The 25788-nt window shown below is 72.5% G+C and carries 21 protein-coding genes; 18 read left to right on the forward strand and 3 right to left on the reverse strand.

The genetic code is table 11. The annotated features are described in order from the left end of the window. Positions 1-43: 43 nt before the first annotated feature. Entirely contained in the window at positions 44-1684 is a 1641-nt protein-coding gene (locus IEY71_RS06370; protein WP_189084410.1) for a sensor histidine kinase, read from the forward strand. Next, positions 1681-2826 (forward strand): nucleotidyl cyclase domain-containing protein, encoded by a 1146-nt coding sequence (locus IEY71_RS06375; protein ID WP_189084411.1) that lies wholly within the window; start codon positions 1681-1683, stop codon positions 2824-2826. Before IEY71_RS06370 ends, IEY71_RS06375 begins: the two co-directional genes overlap by 4 nt. On the opposite strand, the gene IEY71_RS06380 is transcribed toward IEY71_RS06375, so the two are convergent. Further along, positions 2823-3482 (reverse strand): hypothetical protein, encoded by a 660-nt coding sequence (locus tag IEY71_RS06380; protein WP_229781550.1) that lies wholly within the window; start codon positions 3480-3482, stop codon positions 2823-2825. The two genes, IEY71_RS06375 and IEY71_RS06380, sit on opposite strands and share 4 nt — an antisense overlap. Positions 3483-3636: 154 nt before the next feature. Between IEY71_RS06380 and IEY71_RS06385 the strand changes: the two genes are divergently transcribed. Further along, entirely contained in the window at positions 3637-5124 is a 1488-nt protein-coding gene (locus IEY71_RS06385; RefSeq protein ID WP_189084412.1) for a glycosyltransferase family 2 protein, read from the forward strand. A gap of 99 nt (positions 5125-5223) precedes the next feature. On the opposite strand, the gene IEY71_RS06390 is transcribed toward IEY71_RS06385, so the two are convergent. Both IEY71_RS06390 and IEY71_RS06395 read right to left on the reverse strand, forming a co-directional pair. Then, the gene (locus IEY71_RS06390) at positions 5224-6168 is read right to left on the reverse strand and encodes a response regulator transcription factor (protein WP_189084413.1); all 945 of its coding nucleotides are present in this window, start codon (positions 6166-6168) and stop codon (positions 5224-5226) included. An 88-nt stretch (positions 6169-6256) separates the two neighbouring features. Next, the gene (locus IEY71_RS06395; RefSeq protein ID WP_189084414.1) at positions 6257-7231 is read right to left on the reverse strand and encodes a glycoside hydrolase family 6 protein; all 975 of its coding nucleotides are present in this window, start codon (positions 7229-7231) and stop codon (positions 6257-6259) included. A gap of 227 nt (positions 7232-7458) precedes the next feature. On the opposite strand from IEY71_RS06395, the gene IEY71_RS06400 reads away from it, so the two are divergent. From IEY71_RS06400 to IEY71_RS06470, 15 genes are all read left to right on the forward strand, one after another. After that, positions 7459-9123 carry an ABC transporter substrate-binding protein gene (locus tag IEY71_RS06400; protein ID WP_189084415.1) on the forward strand — a complete coding sequence of 555 codons (1665 nt, stop codon included), beginning with the start codon at positions 7459-7461 and terminating at the stop codon, positions 9121-9123. Positions 9124-9171: 48 nt separating this feature from the next. Then, complete coding sequence (locus tag IEY71_RS06405) at positions 9172-10176, forward strand: ABC transporter permease (protein WP_189084416.1); 1005 nt, start codon at positions 9172-9174, stop codon at positions 10174-10176. Continuing rightward, complete coding sequence (locus tag IEY71_RS06410; protein ID WP_189084417.1) at positions 10169-11287, forward strand: ABC transporter permease; 1119 nt, start codon at positions 10169-10171, stop codon at positions 11285-11287. The genes IEY71_RS06405 and IEY71_RS06410 overlap by 8 nt, the downstream gene beginning before the upstream one ends. Beyond that, positions 11284-12201, forward strand: coding sequence for an ABC transporter ATP-binding protein (locus IEY71_RS06415; protein ID WP_189084418.1), 918 nt, complete (start codon positions 11284-11286; stop codon positions 12199-12201). The genes IEY71_RS06410 and IEY71_RS06415 overlap by 4 nt, the downstream gene beginning before the upstream one ends. Next, the gene (locus IEY71_RS06420) at positions 12198-13055 is read left to right on the forward strand and encodes an ABC transporter ATP-binding protein (protein ID WP_189084419.1); all 858 of its coding nucleotides are present in this window, start codon (positions 12198-12200) and stop codon (positions 13053-13055) included. The genes IEY71_RS06415 and IEY71_RS06420 overlap by 4 nt, the downstream gene beginning before the upstream one ends. Positions 13056-13117: 62 nt before the next feature. Beyond that, positions 13118-14272 carry an ROK family transcriptional regulator gene (locus IEY71_RS06425; RefSeq protein ID WP_189084420.1) on the forward strand — a complete coding sequence of 385 codons (1155 nt, stop codon included), beginning with the start codon at positions 13118-13120 and terminating at the stop codon, positions 14270-14272. A gap of 113 nt (positions 14273-14385) precedes the next feature. Then, on the forward strand, positions 14386-15642 hold the full coding sequence (locus IEY71_RS06430; RefSeq protein ID WP_189084421.1) for a family 4 glycosyl hydrolase: 1257 nt from the start codon (positions 14386-14388) through the stop codon (positions 15640-15642). After that, on the forward strand, positions 15639-16664 hold the full coding sequence (locus IEY71_RS06435) for an N-acetylglucosamine kinase (RefSeq protein WP_229781551.1): 1026 nt from the start codon (positions 15639-15641) through the stop codon (positions 16662-16664). Before IEY71_RS06430 ends, IEY71_RS06435 begins: the two co-directional genes overlap by 4 nt. Before the next feature lie 70 nt (positions 16665-16734). After that, positions 16735-18219 carry a malate:quinone oxidoreductase gene (locus tag IEY71_RS06440; protein ID WP_189084422.1) on the forward strand — a complete coding sequence of 495 codons (1485 nt, stop codon included), beginning with the start codon at positions 16735-16737 and terminating at the stop codon, positions 18217-18219. A 328-nt stretch (positions 18220-18547) separates the two neighbouring features. After that, positions 18548-20233: an ABC-F family ATP-binding cassette domain-containing protein gene (locus IEY71_RS18530; protein WP_268243556.1), complete on the forward strand. Its 1686-nt coding sequence runs from the start codon at positions 18548-18550 to the stop codon at positions 20231-20233. A 96-nt stretch (positions 20234-20329) separates the two neighbouring features. Continuing rightward, positions 20330-21484 (forward strand): Rv2578c family radical SAM protein, encoded by a 1155-nt coding sequence (locus tag IEY71_RS06450; protein ID WP_189084424.1) that lies wholly within the window; start codon positions 20330-20332, stop codon positions 21482-21484. A gap of 97 nt (positions 21485-21581) precedes the next feature. Continuing rightward, complete coding sequence (locus tag IEY71_RS06455; protein ID WP_189084425.1) at positions 21582-22961, forward strand: sensor histidine kinase; 1380 nt, start codon at positions 21582-21584, stop codon at positions 22959-22961. Then, a complete protein-coding gene (locus tag IEY71_RS06460) occupies positions 22958-24121 on the forward strand; it encodes a hypothetical protein (protein WP_189084426.1) in 1164 nt (387 codons plus the stop codon). The genes IEY71_RS06455 and IEY71_RS06460 overlap by 4 nt, the downstream gene beginning before the upstream one ends. 57 nt (positions 24122-24178) lie before the next feature. Then, complete coding sequence (locus IEY71_RS06465) at positions 24179-24826, forward strand: thymidine kinase (protein ID WP_189084427.1); 648 nt, start codon at positions 24179-24181, stop codon at positions 24824-24826. 83 nt (positions 24827-24909) lie between these two features. Then, positions 24910-25761 carry a universal stress protein gene (locus IEY71_RS06470; RefSeq protein ID WP_189084428.1) on the forward strand — a complete coding sequence of 284 codons (852 nt, stop codon included), beginning with the start codon at positions 24910-24912 and terminating at the stop codon, positions 25759-25761. The last annotated feature ends 27 nt before the right edge of the window (positions 25762-25788 follow it).

Here is a 25788-nt window from a genome sequence, read left to right on the forward strand (position 1 = left end):
CGGATGCGCGTCCGCGCGCGCATCCGGGGCCTAGGCTCTGAGCATGTCGGGAGCGGGGGACTCGCGGCGCGCCGGCGCCACGTTCGACCGTTCCGTCGTCCTCTCGCAGCTGCTCTTCGGCGCGGTCCTCGTGACCGCCGTGTTCACGTTGCTGCTGTTCTCGCCGGTCGCGCTCACGAAGCCGATCGCCATCGTCGCGGTGGCGCTCGTCTTCACGGCGACCGGGGTGGCGATCATCGTCCCGTGGCACCGTTTCCCACGGGCGCTCGTGATGGCCCTGCCGATCGTCGACATCCTCGCGATCGGGCTCATCCGCATCGCCGAGCCGGCCGCGGGCGTGGGACTGCTCTGGTTCTTCCCGACGATCTGGCTCGCGAGCTATTTCGGGCTCACGGGGGCGATCATCGCGGTCGCCACCTCCTCGGCGCTCGTGTGGATCTCGGAGCTCGTGAGCGAGCGGGCGTTCACCGCCGTCAGCGTGCCCTCCGTGGTGCTCCTGCCGATCGTGCTGAGCTTCATCGCGACGAGCACCGTCCTGAGCTCCCGCCGAGCCGGCGCGCAGCGGGTGCTGCTGCGCACGCAGGCGAAGCAGCTGGAGCGGGCGCTCCGCCGCGCGAACAAGCAGGAGGAACGGCTCGCCGAGGTGCTGAACGCCGTCGACTTCGGGGTCGTGCGGCTCGATCGCGACGGCCGCGGCGGCGTCATGAACACCGCTTACGCGAAGCTCTACGGCCTCGACGTCGCCGACCCCGACGCCGCCCGCGACGGCGTCGCCTTCGCCGCGGACCGCGCGACGCCGCTCAGCCGGGCCGAACTGCCGTTCAACCGTGCCGCCGCCGGCCAGGAGTTCGACGACGAGGTCACCTGGATCCCGGGCGAGGGCAGCGAGCTGCGCGCCGTCTCCGTCACCGCCAGGCGCCTCTACGACGAGGACGGCGGCCTCGAGGGCGGCGTCATCGTCGCCCGGGACATCACCGAGGAGCGGAACGCGGTGCGCGCCCGCGACGACCTCGTCGCCTCCGTCTCGCACGAGCTGCGCACGCCGATGACCTCCGTGCTCGGCTACATCGACCTCTCCCTCGACGCCGAGGGGCTGCCGCCGAACGTCACCCGCAACCTCGAGATCATGCAGCGCAACGGCGACCGGATGCTCGAGCTCATCGCCTCCATCCTGCAGTCGGCGAAGCACGCGGAGGCGCCGGTGCCGCTCGCATTGGCCCCCGTGGACCTGCACGACGTCCTCCGCGACGCCGTCGAGGCCGCGCAGGCCCGCGCCGACGAGCGCGACATCCGCCTGACCATCACGACGAGCGAGCCGGCCGTCGTCCGCGCCGACGGCTTCCGGCTGCGCCAGGTCGTCGACAACCTCGTCTCCAACGCGGTGAAGTACAACCGCCAGGGCGGCGAGGTCATGGTCGGCGCGACGGTCGACGAGGGGATGGCGTGGGTGGTCGTCCGCGACACCGGCATCGGCATCCCCGAGGCGGAGCTGCCGAAGGTGTTCGAGCGCTTCTTCCGTTCGGGCGGGGTCCGCCAGGGCACGGTGCACGGCAGCGGCCTCGGCCTCGGCATCGCACGGGAGCTCGTCGAACGCCATGGCGGGGAGATCCACATCGACAGCGAGGAGGGCAGCGGCACGACCGTCATCGTGACCCTGCCCGTCGCGGGCCCGGAGGACGCATGACGATCGACCTGTACACCGTCCAGCTCGCGACGAGCACGGTGACGATCATCGCGGGGCTGATGTTCATCCTCGACACCGTGCTGCGCCGGCCGGACACGGCGGGCCGCCTCTGGGCGGTCTCCTTCATGGGCGGGATGCTCACCTCCATCTCGTACGCGGTGTGGATACTCGTGCCGGGCGCCTGGTGGGCCGTCGCCGTGGGCAACGGCGCGATGGTGCTGACGGCCGGACTGCTGTGGTGCGGCGCCCGCGCCTTCAACGCGCGCAACGATCTGCTCTGGGTGCCGCTCGTCGTCGCCACGGGCGCCGGGGTCGCGGTGCTCGCCGAGGGGCCCGACGGCGGCGACTGGGCGGGCGCCCCCCTGCTCTTCCTCGCGCTCGCGGCCTTCTCCGGACTGGGGGCCGCCGAATCGCTCCGGAAGCCGATGCGCAGCCACTGGGCTGCCCGCGGGCTCACCGTGTCGTTCATCGTCGTCGCGCTCTTCTACGCCTTCCGCACGGTGGCCTACTTCGTGCTCGGCCCGGACGCGCCCGTGTTCCGCACCTTCTTCGGCAGCGAGGCGGCCGCGTTCGTCATGATGACGCTCATCATCGTGATGACGGTCAGCCTCGTCATCCTCCGCTCCGACCGGGTCGGCGACAGCGGGGGAGGCGGGGTCTCGCACTGGTCCGACGACGAGGTGCTCACCTCGAGCGCCCTGCGCCGCGTGGTCGAGGACCAGCTCGAGCGGGCGAACTTCCACGACGAGCAGCTCGTCTTCCTCCGCGTCGGCCTCGACGAGGTCGAGTCGATCTACACCGCCTTCGGGCGCTCCGCCGGCTCGGCCCTGGCGGATCGCTTCACCGCGGCCGTGCGGCGCTACGCCCCGCCGACCGCGGCGATCGGCACCTTCGACGGCGGCGGCGAACTGCTCGTCGTCGCGCCGTTTCCGCGGATGGCGGACGCGCGACGGGCCGCGATCGCCCTGCAGGGCGGCATCGGCGAGCAGACCATGGTCGAGGCGGACGGACTGCGGCTCTCGGCGAGCATCGGGATGGCCGGCAGCGACGCCGTGGGCTACGACTTCGACCGCCTGCTGGCGGCGTCGGGCGAAGCGGCGCAGCGCGCCCGCGAGTCCGGCGGCGACGCGATCGCCGACTAGGGTGACGGCGTCTGCGACGGCTCGGCCGTCGCGTCGCCGCTCGAGATCGCGATGACGAGCGTGTCGACCGCGGTCTGCTTCGCGTAGTCGCTCGAGGTCGGCGTCGACTGCAGCAGCAGCTCGTAGCGCATCGAGAGCTCGACGCTCGCGGCCCGGGGATCGAGCGGCGGTAGCGTGAACGTCTGGCTGTACGTGTACGGGTCGAGCACGAGGTAGCCGGGCGCGACCGTCGACTGGTCGACGATGGGGTCGAAGCCGGGCAGCTCGCCGCCGTCGGCGGCCCGCACCACCGGCGTCGCCGTGACGCGCGACAGGTACACCTTCTGCCCGTCCGAGGGCGTCACCGTCGAGCGCAGCGAGAAGGTGAGCGGCTTCTGCGCGGCCGCCGTCCAGCGGTCCATCGAGAGCGTCGACCAGTAGTCGGCCGTGAGCGTGATCGCGCCGACCTCCATGGTGCGCGTCGCCGAGCCCGAGGCGAGGTCGTTCTGGATCGGCGCCGGCGGCGCGCTCGTCGCGGGCGGCGTCGAGGCCGGGGCATCCGTCGGGTTCAGCCAGGGCGGGGCCTGGCAGCCCGCGGTGGCGAGGGCCGCCGCCGAGATCGCGACGATGGCGGCCGCCCGCCGTGCCCGGCCGAGTTCGCGCGCGCTCGATCGCATCCGTCCCCCAGAGTCCCGAATCTTGAGCAGATCTTGAGGCGACGCTATCGCATCCCAAGGTTCCCGCTGCGGTCGGCCCGCCAGACTCGATCCTGTTGGAGCGGGGACGCTGCAGCCGATGAATACCCACGAAGTCGAAACGAAAGGCCACGTCATGACCGACACCGCACTCCACCGGCCCACCCCCGGGGCCGATGCCGCGGTGTCGGCGACCCGAGCGCGGCCGCTGCACACCGACACACCCGAAGTCGCTCCGCAGTTCGATGACTTCGCCGCCGTCGTCGACACCATCACGGTGTCACGGGCGAGCATCGGATGCATCGTCCCCGCCTACAACGAGGAGGAGTCGATCGGGCAGGTGCTCGAGTCGCTCCTCGGGCAGACCCGACTGCCCGACGTCATCCACGTCGTGGTGAACAACTCGACCGACCGCACGGTCGAGCGAGCCGCCGCCTACGCCGGCCTGCACGTCCGCGAGGACGACGGCGTGGAGCAGTTCACCGAGGTGTTCATCCACGACATCGGCGAGAACCCCGACAAGAAAGTCGGCGCGCTGAACTACGGCTACTCGCTCGTCGAGGGCATGGACTTCATGCTCGGCGTCGACGGCGACACCGTCGCCGACCCGCAGGCCGTCGAATTCCTCGAGGCCGAGATCGCCTCGGACAGCCGCATCGGCGGCATCTCGGCGATCTACTCGATCGACGACCGCCCGTTCTCCGGCGTCGTCGCGCCGTTCCTCATCGCCGGCCAGCGCGCCCAGTTCGCGGCCTTCAACATGCAGAACATGCTGCGCGGCCGCAACATGGCCGTGCTCGGCGGTCAGTACTCGATCTTCTCCACCAAGGCCCTGCGCGACGCGATGACCGCGAATCGTCAGGTCACCCCCTGGGTGAAGGACAGCGAGGTCGAGGACTCCCTGCTCTCGCTGCAGATCAAGAGCGCCGGCTACCTCACGAAGATCTCCGCCCGCGCCCGCGCCGACGTCGGCGGCATGACGACCCTGCGCTCGCTCGACGCGCAGCAGGTGAAGTGGAACTACGGCGCCATCGAGCTGATGTGGCCCGGCCAGCGCGGCGACACCAAGGGGCAGCCGTTCCACCCGAACCTGCGCCTGCGCTGGCTCGAGAACCTCTCGATGGCCACGAACGCGATCACGCGCATCCTGTTCCTCGTGCTGCTCGCCGGCTCGCTCTCGATCAACGCCTTCGTGTTCAGCCCGATCTGGCTGATCCCGCCGGTGGTCGCGATCCTGCTGAACGTGCGCATCGCGCTGTCGATGAAGCACCGCACGGCGAAGGACATCCTCTTCGCGGCGCTGCTCGTGCCCGCCGAGGTCTACATGTGGATCCGGCTCGGCCACTTCGCCCGTGCCTGGGTCAAGTTCGCCTCGCGCAAGCAGGTCGACAACTGGGCCGAGCAGGCCAAAGCCGAGCGGGGCGGCGGCCACGCCTACCTGACCCCGCTCCTCGTCGGCCTCGCGATCGTCATCGCGATGGTCGCGATCTGGACGCAGCTGAGCCCCGTGGTGCAGTCCTCGATCCTCTGGATCGGCTGGCCCGTGCTCGGCACGATCACGGTGCTGCAGACGCTCGGCATGTTCGGCAAGCTCGTGCGCCGCCAGCACGGCTACCGTGTCTGAGCTCGGCTGAATCCCCCCCCCGGGACCCGAACGTCGAGCGGCCCGCCAGGCGACTGCCCGGCGGGCCGTCCGGCGTCCGGCCGCGGTCGGCGGCGGGGGTCAGTCCTCGGCGGTCATCCGGTAGCCGACGCCGCGCACCGTCTCGATCCAGTTCGGCTGCGTGGCGCTCTCGCCGAGCTTGCGCCGCAGATTCGCGAGGTGCACCTCGATGGCCCGCTTGTCGGCGTCGCTCACGTAGTACGAGGTGACGTAGCTCTCCCCGCGGAGCGAGAGCGCGAGATCCGCCTTGCTGCGCACCCGCCGGCCGGAGTCCATCAGCAGGCGCAGCAGCTCGAACTCGCTGCGGGTGAGCTCGAGCTGTTCGCCGTCGAGGGAGGCGAGGTGCATCTCCGGCTGCAGCCGGAGGCCGCGGTGCTCGTACCAGCCGTCGTGTCCGTCGGCGGCGCCCGTGAGCGGGGCCGGCGCGGTCGTCGCGTCCGCTGCCGCGGGCTCCGCCGCGACCGGCTCCGGAGCGGGCGGCGCGGAGGTCTCCGGGGATGCCTCGGCGGCGCCGGAGGGGGATGCCGGAGCCGGAGCCGGAGGCGCAGGAGCCGGGGTCGAGGCATCCGCAGTCCTGCCGGCCGTCAGCGACTCGACGTCGGTCCGGCTGTCGCGCTCCCGTTCACGCCGGCGTAGCATCGCGTCGATGCGGGCGCGCAGCTCCCTGGGGCGGAACGGCTTCACGAGATAGTCGTCGGCGCCGGACTGCAGGCCGATCAGGGTGTCCGCCTCCTCGCCCAGCGCGGTCAGCATGATGAGGTAGGTGCCGCTGAACGCGCGGATCCGCCGGGCGGCCTCGAAGCCGTCGATGCCGGGCATGCTCACGTCGAGCGTCGTCACGATGGGGTCGTGCCGACGCACGAGCTCGATGCCGTCGAGTCCGTTGCCCGCGCTGTGCGTCTCGAAACCGCCCTGTTCGAGCACCTCCACGAGCAACTGGCGGATGTCGAGGTCGTCCTCGATGATCACCGCGATGCGTTCGCCGTTCGCCTGGTTGGCCGTCATGTTCCCCGATCTTCCTTCGTCCAGGGCGTCCCGTCGCCCGTCGTCCGCTGCAACCGCCGGCGTCCCGTCGCCGCGGTCTCCTCGCGCTTCAGCCGCCGCCGGTGAGGGCGATCGCCGCCTCCGGCCACCACTGCCCGGCCGGCGGGCCGCCGTTGCAGGTGCCGTCGCTCTCGCCGGGCGGCTTGAGCCAGAGCACCGCGTCGACGACCTCGTCGTCGAGCGGGCCCGGATCCTCGCCGACCGTGCGCCCGGGTACATTGCACCACGAGGCATCCGCCGGCGGTCCCGAGCCGTTGCGCGACACGTCGATGACGGCGTGACCGCCGCCGAGCGCTGCGGCGACGCGGTGCGCGTAGGCGCGCTCCTCGCTCGTCGTGCGGGTGTTCGAGACGTTCGTGGCGAAGCCGCGCACCCGGTCGACGCCGGCGGCCCGCAGCAGTTCGGCCATGCGCTCGGCCGGCAGCCAGGCCGAGTGGCCGCCGTCGAGGTAGACGGTGGTGGTCGCGGGCAGGCGGGCGGCCGCCTCGCGGACGAGGGCCGGGCGGGCGGCGGCGTCGGGGCAGGCCTCGGCGAGCGCGAGGGCGTCGGGTTCCAGGACGATGACGGCGGACCGTTCGCCGATGGCGGCGGCGATCTCGTCGATCCAGGCGAGGTAGGGCGTGCGGGCGAGGCCGCCGGCGCTGTGACCGCCGCAGTCGCGGTCGGGGATGCCGTAGACGACCAGCACGGGCAGCGCGGCGGCGCCGGCGGCGTCGTCGAGGAGCGCGTCGACGGCGGGGCCGACCTCGCCGGCGGGCAGGCGCTCGGGGACGAGCCAGGTGGCGGTGGGGCGTTCCGCGAGCCGGGCGGCGGCCTCCCGCTCGGCGGCGGTGCCCCCGGTGCGGGCCGCGATCGCGGCCGAGGAGTCGGGGGAGCGGTACAGCGTCCGGCCGGCGAAGGGGGAGTCGGCGGACGAGGCCGGGGCGCACGCGGCGAGCAGGGCGAGGAGGGCGATCGCGCCGCTCGCGAGCACGGCGCGGCGGGTGGCGGTGCGCGAACGCTCACCAGCTCCCGATGCCGTCATGGCCGCGTCCTTCCCCCCGTTCCGGTCAGTCTAGGGGCCTCCGGTTTCCCCGCTCGCCGCGCCGCCTGCTCGAACCCGCCCGGGCAGGGGGACGTGCGATTAATTGAATTGGTTCTTTCTGGATAGAAAGTTTTCTGTTAGCTTCATTTCCGGTAACGCTCGCCACCGAGATCCTGCGCGACGTCGCTGTTCTTCCACGCAATGAAGCCAGAGAGGAAACACGAACGATGATTCGAACCACGCGCCGACTGGCGCTCGCGCTCGCCGCGGGTGCCTCGGCCCTCGCCCTCGGGCTGTCCGGCTGCTCGCCCTCGGGCGGCTCCGCGGGCGGCGACGACGCGATCCTGCGGGTCTGGGCCGGCAGCGCCACCCCGATCAACAACAACTTCAACCCCTTCGCCGTCGACACCGCCGTGCACGCGACCTTCGGCGCCATCTACGAACCGCTGTTCTTCTTCAACCAGCTCTCCGCCGACCCGCCCACCGGCATGATCGGCGACAGCTACGAGTACAGCGAAGACGGCAAGACCCTCACCGTGAAGATCAAGCCCGATCTCAAGTGGAACGACGGCGAAGCCCTCACCGCCGAGGACGTCGCCTTCACCTTCGGCTACGGCTCGAACGTCAGCGAGCAGTTCGTCTCGGCCGAGGCCACCGACGACACCACCGTCGTGCTCACGTACACCGAGCCGCAGTTCACGAGCGCCTCGCTCACCCTCGGCTCGACCTGGATCATCCCCAAGCACGTGTGGGAGAAGATCGACGACTTCATGGCCGAGACGAACCCTGAGCCCGTCGGCTCCGGCCCCTACAAGCTCAAGAGCTTCACCGAGGCCGCCTACACCGTCGAGGCCAACGAGCTGTTCCGCGACGGCGCCCCCGAGGTGAAGCAGGTGCAGTACCTCGGCCTCGACTCGAACCAGTCCGCGCAGGACCTGCTCACCACCGGCAAGATCGACTGGGTCGGCCAGTTCATCGCGAACCCCGACGCCGTCACCGGCTCGGGCAAGATCGCCACGCTCAACCTGCAGCAGGACCCGACGACGATCACGACGTGCGCGAACGCCGAGCTCGGCTGCACCGGCCCGCAGACCGACCCCGCCGTGCGCCAGGCGATCGACGTCGCGATCAACCGCTCCACCATTCGCGAGAAGGCCTTCGCCGGGCTCGCCGGCGAGTCCTCGCCCTCCTTCATGCTGCTGCCGCGCGACGAGCAGTGGCTGAGCGACCCCGCCCTCACCACGAGCCCTCAGGACCCCGACGTCGCCGAGGCGCAGCAGATCCTCGAGGCGGCGGGCTACACGAAGCAGTCCGACGGCTTCTACGGCAAGGACGGCGCCTCCTTCGAGATCGACCTGTTCTCGCCCGACGGCTGGACCGACTACAACGACGCGGCCAAGCTCATCTCCGAGCAGGCGGCAGAGGCCGGCATCCGCATCAACGCGCGCACCGTGTCGGATGCCGAGTACTGGACGCCGATCCAGTCGGGCGACTTCCAGATGACGCTCTACGGCCTCACCCAGAGCCTCGTCGCCGATCCGTACTCGAACTACCACGAGTACTTCGCCGGCACCTCGACCGTCAAGGTCGGCGAGACCCCGCTCGTCGGGCAGAACTACTCGCGCTACTCGAACCCGACGGTCGACGCCGCCGTGCTCGCCGCGGGCGGCACGGAGGACGTGCCGACGAAGCAGGCCGCCTACGCGACCATCCAGACCGAGATCGCGCGCGACCTGCCGTACATCCCGGTCGTGCTGAACGCCTCGCAGTCGTTCTTCAACGTCGAGAAGTTCAGCGGATGGCCCTCCGAGGACGACCTCTACGCGGCGCCGCTGCCCTACCTCTCGGTGGCGAACGCGGTCGTGCTCACGCACCTGAAGCCGGCCGAGTAGGCGCGTGATCCCGATGAGACGACACCCTTCCGCACGGGCGGTGCAGGGATGAGCTTCTACCTCCGACGGGTCGCCTTCTACCTGGTGACCTTCTGGGCGGCGATCTCGCTCAACTTCCTGCTGCCCCGGCTCCTGCCGGGCGACCCCGCGGCGATCATGCTCGGCAAGCTGCGCCGGGCGAACGCCGGCCGGCCGCTCTCCGAGGAGACGGTCCAGGCGATCACCGCGATCCTCGGTGCCGAGAAGGGCACCAGTCTCTGGGACCAGTACCTGGCGTACTGGGGCCGGCTGCTTCAGGGGGACCTCGGCGTCTCCTCCACGAGGTACCCGGCCCCGGTCGCCGAGCTCATCTCCGCGGCGCTGCCGTGGACGATCGTGCTGGTCGGCACCGCGACCGTCATCTCCTTCGTGCTCGGCATCGTCGTCGGCGCGTGGGTCGGCTGGCGGCGCGGCACCTGGCTCGACCACCTCGTGCCCGTCACGACGGTGTTCCAGTCGATCCCGTACTTCTGGCTCGCGCTCGTGCTCGTCGCGGTGTTCTCCGTGCAGCTCGGCATCTTCCCGATCATCGGGGGCTACGACGTCTTCGAGTTCCCGGGCGGGCCCGAGTGGAGCTGGGCCTTCCTCGGCAGCGCCGTCTGGCACGCCGTCCTGCCCGCCACCACGATCGTGCTGTCCTCGATCGGCGGCTGGCTGCTCGGCATGCGCAACATGATGGTCTCCACGATGTCGGAGGACTTCATCGTCACCGCCGAGGCGAAGGGCCTCACCCCGCGCCGGATCCGCACGAAGTACGCCTCGCGGAACGCGGCGATCCCGAGCCTCGCGGGCTTCGGCATCGCGCTCGGCTTCGTCGTCGCGGGCTCGATCGTGATGGAGCAGGTGTTCAGCTACCCCGGCATCGGCAAGCTCATGATCCAGGCCGTGCAGGGCCTCGACTACGCGCTCATGCAGGGCGTGTTCCTCGTGATCACCCTCACGGTGCTCGCGGCGAACTTCGTCATGGACCTCATCTACGGCTTTATCGACCCGAGAGTGCGGCACAATGGCTGACCGGCAGACCCTCACCGAGTCCGGCTCCGGCGGCGAACTGCCCGGCGCCGGCGCCGAGACCGCCCCCGATCTGCCCTTCGGCGCGCCGATCGGCGCGGAGGCCGCGCGGGAGAGCGCCAGGGAGGCGACCGCCACCGCGGCCGTCGCCGCCGCGAGCGCCGCCGCCGTGCGGCGGGGCGGGCGCTTCCGCGGGCTCCTGCCGCGGCGCTCCGGCAAGCTCGTGACCGGCCTCGTCATCGTCGGGGCGATCACCCTGTTCGGTCTGCTCGGCCCGCTCATCGCGCAGCCGCCGCGGGACTCGAACAACCCCGCGCTGCTGCCGCCCGGGCCCGAGCACTGGCTCGGCACCACGAAGCTCGGCTACGACGTGTTCTCCCAGCTCGCCTACGGCACCCAGGGCTCGCTGTTCATCGGCCTCGTCGCCGGTCTCGTGGCGCTCGTGCTCGGGGGGCTGTTCGGTGTCTTCGCGGGCTACTTCGGCGGCATCGCGGACGAGGTGCTGACCCTCATCACGAACATCGTCCTCGTCATCCCGGGCCTGCCCGTCGTCATGGTGATCGCCGCCTACGTGCAGAACGCGGACGGCCTCGGGCCGCTCGCCCGCAGCTCGCTGCTCGTCGCCCTCGTGCTCGGCATCACGAGCTGGGCGGGCTCGGCGGTCGTGCTGCGCGCGCAGGCCCGCTCGCTCCGCACCCGCGAGTACGTGGCCGCCGCCCGCGTCGCAGGCGAGCGGCCGGCGCGGATCATCTTCGTCGAGATCCTGCCGAACCTCGTGCCGCTGCTCGCCGCGCAGTTCATCTTCGGCGTCATCCTCGCGGTGCTCGGCGAAGCCGGCCTCTCCTACCTGGGCCTCGGCCCGACCGGCTCGATCACGCTCGGCACCATGCTGAACGACGCGCAGACCGGGCAGGCCGTCGGCACCGGCGCCTGGTGGTGGTTCGTGCCGCCAGGGGCGATCATCGCGGCGCTCGGCGCCGGGCTCTCGCTCATCAACTTCGCGATCGACGAGGTCGTGAACCCCAAGCTCAGGCTCGCCCCGGAGAACGCCAAGCGGCAGCGCAAGGCGACGAAGGCGGGCAAGGGCGTCGCGGACACCGGAGCATTCGCATGACGGCACTCGGCCAGGCGGTCCTCACCGCCACGAACGTCTCGATCGACTACGAGGTCGACCCGCCCGTGCAGGCGGTGCGCGGCGCCTCGCTCACCCTGCACCGCGGCGAGATCCTCGGCCTCGCGGGGGAGTCGGGCTGCGGCAAGACGACCCTCGCCTACGGCCTCAACCGGCTGCTCAAGGCGCCGGCGGTGATGACGGGCGGCGAGGTCGTGTTCCACGACGCGAGCGGCCGCGACATCGACGTCGTGCAGCTCGACGGGGAGGCGCTGCGCTCCTACCGCTGGGACAAGGTGTCGATGGTGTTCCAGGGCTCGATGAACTCGCTGAACCCCGTGATGAACGTGCGGAAGCAGCTCCACGACGTCTTCACCACGCACCGGAAGGGGATGCCGAAGGCGGATCGCGAGGCGCGCAGCGCCGAGCTGCTCTCGCTCGTCGGGGTCGACCCGGCGCGGTTGTCGAGCTTCCCGCACGAGCTGTCCGGCGGGATGCGCCAGCGCGTCATGATCGCCATGGCGCTCGCGCTCGATCCGCAGGTGATGATCATGGACGAGCCGACCACGGCGCTCGACGTCGTCGTGCAGCGCGGCATCGTGCGGGAGATCATGCGGCTGCGCGAACGGCTCGGCTTCGCGGTGATCTTCATCACGCACGACCTGCCGCTGCTCATCGAGATCAGCGATCGCATCGCGATCATGCTGGAGGGCGAGATCGTCGAGCAGGGGGATGCCGCGAGCATCTTCCGCGATCCGAGGCATCCGTACACCAGGCGTCTGCTGCAGAGCTTCCCGAGCCTCCGCGGCGAGGGCGGCGCGTTCATCCGCACCGGGGTGACCGGGGCGACCGCCGCCGTCACGGGCTCCGTCGCGGGCTCCGTCGCGCTCGCCGCCGGCGAGGGAGGCGCCGCATGACCGCCCAGGTGACGCGGCCCGCCGTGGAGGCCGGCTCGCTCCGCGCCGAGGGACTGGAGAAGGACTTCCGGCTGCGCAGCGGCCTGAAGGTGCGCACGCTGCACGCGGTGCGCGGCGTCTCGCTCGAGCTCGAGCCGGGGCGCACCGTGGCCCTGGTCGGCGAGAGCGGCTCCGGCAAGTCGACGATCGCGCGGATGTTCGCGAAGCTCGAGTCGCCGACGGGCGGGCGGATCCTGCTCGACGGCGCGCCGAGCGCGAACCGGGGGCGCGGGCTCGCCGCCTACCGGCGCGACGTGCAGATGGTGTTCCAGGACCCGTTCGGCTCGCTGAACCCGTTCCACTCGATCGTGCACCACCTGGAGCGCCCGATCCGGCTGCACCACCCCGGGCTCTCGGGCGCCGAGGTGCGCGAACGGGCCGAGGAGCTGCTCGAGCGTGTGCGGCTCTCGCCCGCGGCGAAGTTCGCCGACCGCCGCCCGCACGAGCTGTCCGGCGGGCAGCGCCAGCGGGTCGCCATCGCGCGGGCGCTCGCCCCGGGGGCGCGGTTCATCATCGCCGACGAGCCGGTCTCGATGCTCGACGTCTCGATCCGCCTCGGCGTGCTGAACCTGCTCGCCGAGCTGCAGCGGCAGGAGCGGCTCGGCGTGCTGTACATCACGCACGACCTGGCGACCGCACGGCACTTCTCCGACGAGATCCTCGTGATGTACCGCGGGGAGATCGTCGAGCGCGGACCGAGCGAGCGGGTCATCCTCGATCCGCAGCACGACTACACGAAGACCCTGCTCGACGCGGCGGCCGATCCCGACCGCCTCGGACAGCTCCGCGACGAGGTACGGCGGGAGGCGGGATGAGCGTTCGAGAGCGAATCCGCTCGACTAGAGTGACCAGCGCGACACCAGGGGAGGAGGTGGAGATGAGCGCGATCGATCCCGGCACGCCGGCGTGGCTCGCGGCGCGCAACGACCGCACCGCCTTCCGGCTGCTGCTCGAGCACGGGCCGCTGACGCGCTCGCGGCTCGGCGCCCTCTCCGGCCTCTCCAAGCCCACCGCGACGCAGATGCTGCAGCGCCTCGAGCGGGTCGGGCTCATCCACCCCGTCGGCGAGGTCTCCGGCGGCCGCGGCCCGAACGCCGTGAGCTACGGGGTGCGCGTCGACCGCATCACCGGCGTCGCGATCTCGGTGCTCGCGCACTCGATCCAGGCGGTCGTCGTCGACGCGCTCGGCGGCGAGCACCCGGTGGCCGAGATCGTTCCGCCGGGAGCCCGCTCACCGGAGGGCGACGTACAGGCGGCGATCGAGGCGGCCTGCGCGGCGGCCGGGGCCGATCCGGCCTGCGTCAGCCGCGTCGTCATCGGCGTGCAGGCGGCCTTCTTCGGCGAGGAGGACGAGCTCTCCCTGACCGACACGCTCCCCGGTTGGCCCGCGGTCGGCTCGGAGGCGCGGATCACCCGCGAGCTCGGCATCGACGTCACCCTCGGCAACGACGTGAACCTCGCGGCGATGGCCGAGCGGGCGGCGGGCGTCGCCCAGGACGCCTCGAGCTTCGCGCTGTTCTGGATCGGCGACGGCCTCGGCGTCGGCATCGACCTCGGCGGTGCGGTCCACCGCGGCGCCTCGGGCGGCGCGGGCGAGATCGGCTACCTACCGGTGCCGAAGACGGCGGCGGCCTTCGCCCCGGAGGCGAACGACTTCACCGACCTCCTCGGGGGGCCGGCGGTCGTCCAGCTGCTCGGCGGTGCGCCGAGCGAGCCGCTCGCCTCGGCGCTGGAGCGGCTCGACGGCGACCCGGCCCTGCTCGAGGCGCTCGCCGAACGCATCGCGATGGCCGCGCACCCGGTACTCGCCCTGCTCGATCCGGCGATGCTCGTGCTCGGCGGGCCGAGCGGTAGCGCGGGCGGCGACGCCCTCGCCGAGCTCGTCGCCGAGCGCATCGACCGGGCGGCGCACCCGAAGCTCGTCGTGCGCTCGAGCGGCACCGGCCCGCAGCCCGTGCTGCTCGGCGCCAGGCAGCAGCTCGTGCAGCAGATCCGCGACCGGCTCGAGGCCGACATCCTGCCGCTCGTCTGAGCGCGCCACCCATCACCCTCCCGCGGACGACGCCCGGACCGGGCGACGCGCCGCGACCCCACAGACCAGCACTCCGGCCGGGGCATCCCAGCCGTGCTCGAGAGAAGGACCCCATGAAGCTCACCATCATCGGCGGCGGATCGACGTACACCCCCGAACTCATCGACGGCTTCGCCCGTCTGCGCGCGCAGCTGCCGCTCACCGAGATCCATCTCGTGGACCCGGACCCGGACCGCCTGCGCCTCGTCGCCGGGATGGCGGCCCGGATGCTCGCCCGGGCGGGCCACCCGGCCCGGGTCGTCGGCACGAGCGACCTCGTCGCCGGCGTCTCGGACGCCGACGCGGTGCTCGTGCAGCTGCGCGTCGGGGGACAGGACGCGAGGCAGGCCGACGAGACCTGGCCGCACGAGGCGGGCTGCATCGGGCAGGAGACGACCGGACCTGGCGGCCTCGCGAAGGCGCTGCGCACCGTGCCGGTCGTGCTGCGGATCGCGGAGGCCGTGCGCCGGCACGCGAAACCCGACGCCTGGATCGTCGACTTCACGAATCCCGTCGGCATCGTGACCCGGGCGCTGCTCGAGCACGGCCATCGCGCGGTCGGGCTCTGCAACGTCGCGATCGGCTTCCAGCGGCGCTTCGCGCGCCTCCTCGACGTCGGCCACGACGAGGTGCGCCTCGGTCACGTCGGCCTCAACCACCTCACCTGGGAGCGCAGCGTCAGCGTCGGCGGCCGGGACCGGCTGCCCGAGCTGATCGGCGGTCGGCTGGACGAGCTCGCCGAGGAGGTGCTCCTCGCGCCGGCGCTCGTCTCGCAGCTCGGCGCGCTGCCCTCCTACTACCTGCGCTACTACTACGCGCACGACGAGGTGCTCGCCGAGCAGCTCGCCGAGCCGACCCGCGCCGAGGCGGTGCGCGCGATCGAGCACGAGCTCCTCGAGCTCTACGCCGACCCGCACGTCGACACCAAGCCGGAGGCCCTCGAGGGGCGCGGCGGCGCGTTCTACTCGGAGGCCGCGATCGAGCTGCTCGCCGCGATGCAGGGCGGCGACGCCGTGCCGCGGGTCGTCAACCTGCGCAACGACGGCGTGCTGCCCTTCCTCCCCGACGACCACGTCATCGAGGTGCCGGCGCGCTACGTCGACGGCCGATTCGTCGCGGAGGAGGTGGCGGCGCTCCCGGACGACTTCGCCGGCCTCGTCGCCGCGGTCGCCGGCTACGAGCGGCTCGCGCTCGACGCGGCCGTGCACGGCGGGCGCGACCGGGTGCTGCGCGCGATGCGGGCGCACCCGCTCGTGCTGCAGCACGAGCGGGCCGAGCGGCTCACCGAGCTCCTGCTCGCCGAGAACGCGCGCTTCCTGGAGTGGGCGTGACCGGCGCGCGGCCGGGGCGCACCGCGATCCCGCCGGACCCCGCGTCCGCCGACGGCACCGCGGCGCCCGCGGTCGTCGTCGCGGTCGACGGCGGCGGCTCGAAGACCGATGCCATCGCCCTCTCGCTCGACGGCCGGGTCGTCGCCCGCCGTCGCGGCGGGGGGTCGAGCCCGCACTTCGACGGCCTCGCCAGCTCGGTCGAGACGATCGACGCGCTCATCGGCGAGGTGTCCGGGGGTGCCCCGGTCGCGCAGGCGAACCTGTACCTCTCGGGGCTCGACCTCGACCGCGAGCTCGACGAGTTCCGCGCCGAGCTCGCCGGGCGCCGGTGGGCGGGCCCGTCGACGGTCGTGGCGAACGACCTTTTCGCGCTGCTCCGGGCCGGCACCGACGAGCCCGACGCGGTCGTCGTCGTGTGCGGCACGGGGGTGAACGCGGCCGGGGTGCGCGCCGACGGCCGGGTCGTGCGGTTCCCGTCGTTGGGGGCGATCTCCGGCGACTGGGGCGGCGGATCGGGGCTCGGTGCCGAGGCGCTGTGGCACGCCGCCCGCGACGCCGACGGGCGGGGCCCCGCGACGTGGCTCACCGGCGCGATCCTCGAACTGCTGCAGCTCGACTCGGTGCAGGAGCTCATCGAGCAGCTGCACTTCGGCCAGCGTCAGGAGAGCTCGCTCGCCGTGCTCGCGCCGCTCGTCTTCGAGGCGGCCCGCCGGGGCGACGCGGTCGGCGCGTCGCTCGTCGCCCGGCAGGCCGAGGAGATCGTCGCGTTCGCCCGGGCGTGCCTCGTGCGCCTCGAACTCCTCGACCGGCCGGTGCCGATCGTGCTCGGCGGCGGCATCCTCGCGGCCCGCGACCCGCTGCTGCTCGAACCGATCGAGCGCGGCCTCACCGGGATCGCCCCGCTGGCGACGCTCGCGATCGTCGAGCAGCCGCCCATCGTGGGCGCCGCGCTGCTCGCACTCGCGAGCGCCGGGGCGGGGGAGGAGGCGCTCGCGCGGGCGCGGACGGCGCTGGCCGGATGACCCGGCTGGACACCGCGTATAGCCGACGCCTGGACGATGGTCAAGGAGGCCTGCTGAGCGGTCATAGACTGTGGGCGTGACTTCAGAGGAAACCGTCGACGTCGTGCTGATCGGCGGGGGCATCATGAGCGCGACGCTCGGCTCCCTCATCTCCCGGCTCCAGCCGGACTGGAGCATCCGCGTGTACGAACGCCTCGGCGAGGTCGCGCAGGAGTCCTCCAACGCGTGGAACAACGCGGGCACCGGCCACGCCGCGCTCTGCGAGCTGAACTACATGCCCGAGGCGGCCGACGGCACGGTCACGCCCGAGAAGGCCGTCTCGATCAACGAGCAGTTCCAGATCAGCCGCCAGTACTGGGCCTACCTCGTCGAGCAGGGCGAGCTGCCCGAGCCGCGCAACTTCATCAACTCGACCCCGCACATGACCTTCGTGCACGGGGCGGCGAACATCGAGTACCTGCGCAAGCGCGTCGCCGCGCTCGCCGACCAGCCGCTGTTCGCCGACCTCGAGTACACCGAGGACCTCGAGCGCATCGCCGAGTGGACCCCGCTGCTCGCGAAGAAGCGCCACCCGAAGCAGAAGGTCGCGGCGACGCGCATCGCCGCCGGCACCGACGTCGACTTCGGCGCGCTCACCCGCTACCTCTTCGACGACCTCGAGCGCCGCGGCGGCGAGGTCAACGTGAACCACCAGGTCACCCGGCTGAAGCGCCGCAAGGACGGCACCTGGCACCTGAAGCTCCGCCACCTCGTCGGCGGCACCCCGAAGACCGTCAACGCCCGCTTCGTCTTCGTCGGAGCCGGCGGCGGCGCGCTCGCGCTGCTGCAGCACTCCGGCATCCCCGAGATCAAGGGCTTCGGCGGCTTCCCGATCTCCGGCCAGTTCCTGCGCACGACCGACCCCAAGATCGTCGCGCAGCACCAGGCCAAGGTCTACGGCAAGGCCGCGGTCGGCGCTCCGCCGATGTCGGTGCCGCACCTCGACACCCGCGTCGTCGACGGTGAGACGGCCCTGCTGTTCGGCCCCTACGCGGGCTTCACGCCGAAGTTCCTGAAGACCTCGACCTGGTTCGACCTGCCGTTCTCGGTGCGGCTGCACAACCTCGGACCGATGCTGCAGGTCGCGTTCCGCAACTTCGATCTCGTGAAGTACCTCGTCGGCGAGCTGCTCGCGAACCGCGAGAAGAAGATGCAGGCGCTGCGCGAGTTCATGCCGACCGCGAAGACGGGCGACTGGGAGCTCATCACGGCCGGCCAGCGCGTGCAGGTCATGAAGAAGGACGGCGCGAAGGGCGGCGTGCTGCAGTTCGGCACCGAGGTCATCACGGGCGCCGACGGCACGATCGCCGGCCTGCTCGGCGCCTCGCCCGGCGCCTCGACCGCCGCGCCGATCATGCTCGAGCTGCTCGGACGCTGCTTCCCCGAGCGCATGGCCGAGTGGGAGCCGAAGATCCGCGAGATGGTGCCGAGCTACGGCACCCGGCTGTCCGACGACCCCGAGCTCGCGGCAGCCAGCCTCGCGGCGACGGCGAAGGCGCTGCACCTCAGCGCCTGAGCGCCGCGGCGCCCTTTCGCCGCCCCTGCCGCTCCGACGGCGCCTTGCGCCGTGCGGGTCGAGCCTGCTAGCCTCGACCCGCAATGATCTGAGCACATCCCTTCGTCCCGCGCCTGAGGCGCCGTCGACATCGGGTGTGCTCTTTTCGTTGATCGCGACAGCGTTTCGCGCACCCCCACTGTCTCGGCAGATGCCCGGCGGGAGTCATCCCTTCGTCCCGGGGTCGCCCTGTCCGCGACCGTCGATCTCCGCACCGCGCCGACGCGCGTGCGGTCTCGGCGCCGCGCCGGCGGCGGCCCCGGGGCATCCTCGCGAACGGGGGTCACCCTTGACCGTCCACCACTCCACCAACTCCTATCTCCGCGCCGAGCGACTCTCGGCCGGCTACGCGGATCGCGACGTCCTGCGCGATCTCGACTTCACCGTCTGTCCCGGGCAGCGGCTCGGCCTCATCGGCGAGAACGGCGTCGGCAAGTCCACCCTGCTGCGGGTACTCGCGGGCGAGGCTCCCGCGCAGCTGCAAGCCGACGGCCGACTCACCCGCCCGGCGCGGATCGGGCTGCTCCTGCAGGAGCTGCCCTTCGCCGACGACGAGCGCATCGACGACGTCATCGAGGCGCGCATCGCCGAGGTGCGCGGCATCGAGCGCGAGCTGGATGCCGCGGCCGCGGCACTCGTCGAGGCGTCGCCGGCGGCCGAGACCCGCTACGCCGTCGCGCTCGACGCGGCGGAGCGCGCCGAGGTCTGGTCGGTCGAGGCCCGGCGTGACGAGCTCCTCGACGGGCTCGGCGTCTCCGGCATCGGTCTCGACCGCCGCATCGGCGAGATGTCGGGCGGCCAGCGCAGCCGCTTCGCGCTCGCCGCCCTCCTGCTCGGCGCGCCCGACGCGCTGCTGCTCGACGAGCCGACGAACCATCTCGACGACGCCGCGGCCGAGTTCCTGGAGGCGCGCCTGCGCGCCTGGCGGGGTCCGGTGGTTTTCGCCAGCCACGACCGGGAGTTCCTCGACCGGGTCGCGACGGGCCTGCTCGACCTCGACCCCGCGCAGTCCGCCGCCGGCGTGCCGCTCGACGCCTCGGGCGGCACGGTCTTCGGCGGCTCGTTCAGCGAGTACCTCGAGGCCAAGGCCGACGCGCGCGCGCGGTGGCAGCGGCAGTACGAGGCGGAGCAGGGCGAGCTGCGGGCGCTCCGCGAGGCCGTGCGCGAGACCGCGCGGAACGTGTCGCACCGGCGGGGCCCCACCGACAACGACAAGTTCATCACCAAGTTCAAGCAGGGGCGCACCGATCAGGCGATCGCACGGCGGGTGCACAACGCGGAGCTCCGGCTCGAGACGCTGGAGCGCGAGCAGCTGCGCAAGCCGCCGGCCGCGCTGGAGTTCGGCGGCATCCCGACGGGGGCGCAGGCGCTCGGCGAGGAGGGGGGACCGCTCATCCAGCTCGATGGCGCGACGGTCGGCGAGCGGCTGCGGCTCGGGACGTTCCGGGTCGAGGCGCTCGACCGAGTGCTCATCACCGGGGCGAACGGCGCGGGCAAGTCGACGCTGCTGAGACTCCTGGCGGGTCGCATCGCGCCGGACGACGGTACGGTCCGTCGCCGTCGCGGACTGCGCGTCGGCCTGCTCGAGCAGGACGTCCGATTCGAGGACCCGGATGCCTCGCCGCGGGCCCTCTACGAGCGCGTGCTCGGCGAGCAGCGGGCGGCCCTCGTGCCGCTGTCGAGCCTCGGCCTCATGCTCAGGCGGGATCTCGACCGTCCGCTCGGCGGACTGTCCGTCGGGCAGCAGCGCCGGCTCGCGCTCGCCCTCGTGATCGCGAAGCCGCCGCACGTGTTCCTGCTCGACGAGCCGACCAACCACCTCTCGCTCGCGCTCGCCACGGAGCTCGAGGCGGCGCTCGGCGGGTATCCCGGGGCCGTGCTCATCGCGAGTCACGATCGCTGGATGCGCCGGCGCTGGACGGGGGAGGAGCTGCGGCTCGCCGCCGGCCGGCCGCTCGACCGCGCCGCCGCCTGATCGCGCCCGACTCAGGGTTGCCCGACTTTCATGAACGTCGGGCAACCCTGGGCTGGTGGGGTTGCGGATGTCTCGAAGATATGTTCGAATATGGGCATGCGGTGGAGCGGGCAGGAACTCGAGGTCGAGCAGGGCTCGACGCTGCCGGGGCTCGCCAAGCTGAGCAGCCTCGTGCGATCGGTGCAGACGCCCGAGTTCGCGGGGGTGACCTTCCACGAGGTGCTCGCGAAGTCCGCATTGAACAAGGTGCCCGGGTCGTCGTCGATGCCGTTCGGGTGGACGATCAATCCGTACCGCGGCTGTTCGCACGCCTGCGTGTACTGCTTCGCGAGGCCCACGCACACCTACCTCGACCTCGACGCCGGCGACGACTTCGACCGGCAGATCGTCGTCAAGGTGAACGTCGCCGAGGTGCTGCGCAAAGAGCTGGCGCGGCCCTCCTGGCGGCACGAGCCGGTCGCCCTCGGCACGAACACCGATCCCTACCAGCGCGCCGAGGGGCGCTACGAGCTCATGCCGGGCATCATCGAGGCGCTCGCCGACAGCGGCACCCCCATCAGCGTGCTGACGAAGGGCACGCTGCTCCGCCGCGACCTGCCGCTGCTCGCCCGCGCCGCCGAACGGGTCCCCGTCGACCTCGCGATGTCGATCGCCGTGTACGACCATGAGCTGCAGCAGGCCGTCGAACCCGGCACGCCCAGCACGAAGGCCAGGCTGGCCACGGTCACGGCGATCCGCGAGGCGGGCTTCGACTGCACCGTGTTCCTCATGCCGATCCTGCCCGACCTCACCGACACCCGGGCCCACCTCGACGAGGCGCTGCGCCAGATCAAGGCGGCCGGGGCCACCTCGGTGCTGCACGGGGCGCTGCACCTCCGGCCCGGGGTCAAGCCGTGGTTCATGCAGTGGCTCGAGGTGCACCATCCCCAGCTCGTGCCGAAGTACCGCTCGATGTACTACGGCACGAACAGCTACGCGCCGAAGGCGTACCGGCAGTGGCTCGGGGCGCGCATCAGGCCGATGATCCGCGCGCACGGCCTGCGCTACGGCAGCGAAGACCCGGTCACCGGGGGTGTCCGGTCCTCCGCGCTCTCCCCGGCAGGAGGGGCGCGGGCGGCGGGCGCCGGCACGTGGCCGACGGGATTCGGCAGACCCGCGGGATCGCGGCTCGCCGGAGCGAGACTCGTCGGCACCCGTTCGGCGGGAGGCCCGGCAGACCTCGCTGGCCCCGGCGGCGACACGCTGTTCTGAGCCGCCGATCCGCAGCGCTGCGCCGGCGCGCTGCGGTACTCTCGCTGCAGCCCGTCGGTTTTCCCTGCGCTCGACGGTGCGTTCGGGAGGTGCGGCGATGACCCATGGGCTGCCGGCACCGTTGACGCGCGCGGCCGAGCATCGGGCGCTCACCAACGCGGGCCACGCCGCCGCCTTCGTCTGCCTGTCCGTCGGCATCGCCATCGGCATCCTCGCCGGCCTGTACCTGGACTCGGTGAACGGGTGGATCGGCGCCGGCCTCGTCGCGGCGCAGGCGGCCGCCCTCGCCGTGCACGCGGTGCGGCCGAACCTCGTCACCGGGCTCGTCGCGCTCGCGGCCGGTGCCGCCGTGGTGTTCCTGCTCGTCCCGATGCTGAGCGGCGCCGGCACGTTCGCCACGACGAACAACAGCATCTCCGCATTGCCGCGGGTCGCCCTCGTCCTCATCGGCGGAGCCGGTGGCGGCACCTGGTCGGCGATCGGCTGGGCCGGTGCGGGCTGGCTCCTCGGCGAGCTGGCCACGGTCGTCGCCGCGGCGATGGCCGGCACGATCTGGGTGCCGAACCTCGCCGCCGCGTTCGCGCTCGCGATCGTCGTGCTCGTGCGCGGATTCGACGGTCTGAACCGACGGTACAACGGTCGGGCGCGGCCGGAGCCGACGTCGGGCGGAGAGCCCCCGGCCGCCGTGATGCGACGGGAGTTCGCGCTGCGCGCCTCCGTCCGCCTGAACGAGCTCGCCCTGGAGCACCTCACCAAGGTCGCCGCCGCCGGGTCGGGGCCCATCGACGACCGGCTGCGCCAGGAGATCGACCGCGAGCTGAGCCTCGCGATCGGCCCGGACTGGGCGGCCTCGATCGCCGAACGGGGCGGTGCACGGGCGGCCAAGTCCACTGGGGCCGCCGGGGCCGCCGGTGTCCTCGCCCCCGAACGCACGGCCGGGCAGACGGGCGGTTCGGTGCTCGACGACGCCCCGGCCGACGGGCAGCCGGCGCCGCAGCCGCCGAACCGAGCCGGCTCCGAGGTCGAGCGCCGGGGCGGCGAGCGGTCCGCGACCCCGGCCGATGAGGAGCGAGCGGAGCTCGGGCCGTTCGCGCAGGTGCTGCCGACGGCGCACGAGGCCGCGAGCAACGGCGGCCTGACCGTTCGGGTGAGCGGCGAGCTGGCGCAGCTCGCCCTGCTCGCACCCGCGCGATTGGACGCCCTCGACGCCGCGGTCGCGCAGTGCCTCGTCAACATCGTCCGCCACGCCGGCGTCTCCTCGGCCGAGGTCATGATCGGCGGCGGCAGCGACGAGCTCACCGTGGCCGTCATCGACGCGGGGGTCGGCTTCGACGAGTCGCGCGTGCCCGCCGATCGCATCGGGCTGCGCATCTCGATCCGCGCCCGGGTCGAGCACGAGGGCGGAACCGTGCGGCTCTGGTCGAAACCCGGCGTCGGAACGACGATCGTGCTCACCATGCCGAGGAGCGCGCGATGAGCGGGCGGCTCAGCCTCACGCACCAGGAGGCCGATCCGATCGGCGGTGGCACCGCGGCCCCGCTCGTCGCGGTCGGCGCGGGCACGGCGGTCGTGATCTCGATCGCGTCGACGTTCGCCCACCGGGAGGAGATCGTCTCGCCCTTCGCGGCGGCGCTCGGCATCCTGCTGCTCATCGCCGCGGCGGTGGCGCTGGTGACCGGTATCCTGCCCTCGCGGGGCGGCTTCGCCAGCGAACGGGTGTGGCTCGTCGTGACGATCGCCACGGCGGCCGCGGTGGCCGAGTACGTGAGCACCATGGGCAACGACGCCGTGCTCTACGACGACTACGGGCCGATCACCATCGGCGTCCTGCTGCTCTGCATGGCCCCGTACGCGAGCTGGGCGGCACTGCTCATCGCCGCGGGTCTCTCCTCGGGCGTCCTCGCGATCCTCGTGGCGGGCAACGCCGCGGCCGCCGGCACGTCCCAGCCCGTCGCGTCCCTGGTTCTCGTGGGCTCGGTCGCGATCGTCGCCCTCGCGGCGGCGGGGGCCTCCTATTCGTACTCGATCGTCGGATCGATCCTCCGCTGGCAGCGGGAGGTGAACCGCGAGGCGCTCGAGCAGGAGGTCGCCGACGACGCGGGAGCGAGCGGATCGCACCAGGGCGTCGGCGGCTCGCCACGCGTGGCCCTCGTGGCGCGAGAGGTGCTGCCCTTCCTCGCCTCGGTGGTCGCCGCCGAGCGGCTCTCGGTCGCCGACGTCGATCGAGCCCGCGAGCTCGCCGAGGGCGTCCAAGCGGCGATGAAGGCGGGCATCGAGGCGACCTGGCTCGACGATCTCGCCGATGCGCTCCGTTCCGGCGGCGCCGGCTCGGGCGTCGAGATGCTGATCGACGATCCCAGCGGCGCGGCGGCCCGACTCTCGAGCGATCAGCGCACGGCGCTCACCGCGATCGTCTCCTGGCTCGGCGGGAGCACCCGTTCCTCGGAGGTGCGGGTGGCGGTCGTCGAGGGCGCCGGCGACGGGCGCATCGAGGTCACCGCCGTCCCGGCGCAGGGACCGCCGCGGCACCGCGACCTCGAGCGCATCGTGGCGATCGCGCGGGCGGTCGGCTTCCGCACCGAATCGATGATCTCGCGGGAGCGTACGATCGTCGAGTTGAACTATCCCGTCGGCTGAGCGCCGATCCCCGAGTCGCCGGCGTCGCCGGCCCGTTCCCCTCCTGGAGGCAGCCCCGTGGCCAAGCTCTACTTCCGCTACGGCGCCATGAACTCGGGCAAGTCGACCGCCCTGCTGCAGGCGGCCTTCAACTACGAGGAGCGCGGCCATCGAGTGGTGCTCGCGAAGCCGGCGGTGGACACGAAGGGCGATCGCGAGATCATCTCCCGGCTCGGCGTGACCCGCGAGGTCGACTTCACGATCTCTCCCGACGCGGCGGTGCGCGAGGTCTTCGAGCAGCACCGCGTCCGCAGCGGCAAGGTGGATCGGGCGGGCCGCGACGTCAGCTGCCTGCTCATCGACGAGGCGCAGTTCCTCACCTCGGAGCAGGTCGACGACCTGCTCCGCATCGCGCTCCTCGACGGCATCCCGGTCCTCGCGTACGGCATCCGCACCGACTTCCAGACCGTCGCGTTCCCCGGCAGCCGACGTCTGCTGGAGGTGTCGCACAGCCTCGAGGAGCTGAAGACGATCTGCCGCTGCGGCCGGAAGGCGATCTTCAACGGCCGCCGGATCGGGGGGCGCTACGTCTTCGACGGCGACCAGGTCGCGATCGACACCTCGGCCGGCCCCGTCGACGGCGCCGAGGTCGAGGTCGAGTACGAGTCCCTGTGCGGGGTCTGCTACCTGCAGGAGTCCGGCGGCGTGCTGAACGGTCGCCACTGACCCGCTGGCCCGGCGGCACGGCGGGCCGTGACGTGGGCGCCGATCCGAGGCAGGATGGAAGCACGCCGAGATCGGAGGCCGCAATGAACGACATCATCGTTGGCGTCAGCGCCGCAGGAGCCGCCACGGACGCCGCGGTCACCTGGGCGGCGAATCGCGCGAGGGCCGCCGGAGCCTCGCTCCGGCTCGTGCACGTCGTCGACGAGGCGATCCCCGCCACCGGTGACGCGGAGCTGCTGCTGGCCGCGCAGACGGCCGCGCAGGGATGCCTCGACAGCGCGGCTGCGACGGTGGAGCGCGTGACGCCGGGGCTCGCCGCCACGCAGCTGCTCGAACAGGGCTCGCCCGTCGAGGTCTTCTCCAAGCTCTCGAAGGGGGCGGCGCTGCTCGTCGTCGGCAGCGACTGGCACGGCGGCAAGCGCGCCAGCCGGCGCGGCGTGCACAGCCTGCGCATCGCCGCCGGCAGCCACAGCCCGGTCGCCGTCATCCCCGACATCGACGTCTCCGCCCGGCGCGGTGTCGTGGTCGGCGTCGACGGCTCCGAGGCATCCGCTCGCGCTCTCGCCTTCGCGGCCGACGAGGCGATGCGCGCCGGCGAGCCGCTCACGGCGGTCCACTCGTGGGACGTCGCCGTCATGGTGGGCGGCGAGTACGGCTACGGGGTCGCGATGATCGCGAGCGACGATCTGCAGGCCTCGGCGGCGGAGCTGCTCGACGAGGCGCTCGCCCCGACCGAGGCGGCCCATCCCGAACTCGAGATCCGCCGGGAAGTCATCGCCGGCGATCCGGTGCAGGCGCTCGCCGACGCGGCCGACGAGGCCCGGCTCCTCGTCGTCGGCAGCCACGGCCGCGGCGCGCTCGCCCGCTTCCTGCTCGGCTCGGTGAGCCACGGGGTGCTCGCGCACCTCGAGGCCCCGACGGTGGTCGTCCGCTGAGCACGGTTCGCCATCCCGTGTTCACCG

It is taken from the genome of Agromyces mediolanus, assembly GCF_014648575.1.
Taxonomy (GTDB): domain Bacteria; phylum Actinomycetota; class Actinomycetes; order Actinomycetales; family Microbacteriaceae; genus Agromyces; species Agromyces mediolanus.